The organism is Micrococcus sp. HSID17227 (assembly GCF_003989405.1).
In the GTDB taxonomy this organism is placed as follows: Bacteria; Actinomycetota; Actinomycetes; order Actinomycetales; family Micrococcaceae; genus Micrococcus; species Micrococcus luteus.
The window spans coordinates 1-818 of record NZ_RBLN01000463.1 but is presented as its reverse complement, the minus strand read 5'-3'; the positions used below and the strand labels follow the sequence as shown (position 1 = coordinate 818).

1 protein-coding gene is annotated in these 818 nt (G+C 73.7%); it reads left to right on the top strand.

Going from position 1 to position 818, the window contains the following annotated elements; translation table 11 throughout:
• Positions 1 to 208: 208 nt before the first annotated feature.
• On the top strand, positions 209 to 532 hold the full coding sequence (locus D8M29_RS12650; protein WP_002853817.1) for a DUF2469 domain-containing protein: 324 nt from the start codon (positions 209 to 211) through the stop codon (positions 530 to 532).
• Positions 533 to 818 lie beyond the last annotated feature (286 nt).

Genomic DNA, 818 nt, shown 5'->3' with positions numbered 1-818 from the left:
CCGAGCGCGGGGCGAGCCGGCAACACCGGCGCAGCTGGAACCTCGGGCTGCCGGGCGCGCCCGCGCAGGCGCCGCCCACCCTGTTCGACTGAGCCCCTGGGGTCGGGCGCGGCCGCCCGTTCGACGTGCGACCCCCGGACGGGGGAGGATGGAGACCGTGCGTGCCCGGACTGTCGCGGGTGCGCGGCGAGCACTGAGGAGGCATGTCATGAGCGCAGACGACGTCGAGGACTTCGAGGCCGAGGCCGAGCTGCTGCTCTACCGCGAGTACCGGGACGTGGTGGGCCTGTTCCGCTACGTCGTGGAGACCGAGCGGCGCTTCTACCTCGCCAACGACGTGCGGCTGACGCCCCGCCAGGCGGACGGGGACGTGTTCTTCGAGATCCTGCTCGAGGACGCCTGGGTGTGGGACGTGTACCGCACGCAGCGGTTCATCAAGCGCGTGAAGGTGCTGACCTTCAAGGACGTGAACATCGAGGAGCTGCCCACCGAGGACCTGACGGTCCCGCCGGACGGCCAGCTGCCGAGCTGACCCACCCCTGATCGGCCCCGAGGGCGGGACGCCGACGTCCACTCCTGCACAGGCGTCCGGCCCCGCACAATCCCCGCCGCCACCCACCCGGCGACCCCGCCCGGGACCACCCTGGTGCCCAGGAGGTGGTCGGGATGACGGGGACCGCGGAACGGATCGGGGCGCAGCCGCCCGGAGACAGGCGCGCCAGCCGCGCGCACACGGCACTGGGCCGGTTCGGCGAGGACGCCGCCGCGCGCTGGCTCGCCGAGCGCGGCTACGTGATCGCCGACCGCAACTGGCGGGG

Excerpts from the sequence above, each read along its gene's own strand:
- D8M29_RS12650 (WP_002853817.1), top strand. The coding sequence starts at position 209 with ATGAGCGCAGACGACGTCGAGGACTTCGAGGCCGAGGCCGAGCTGCTG.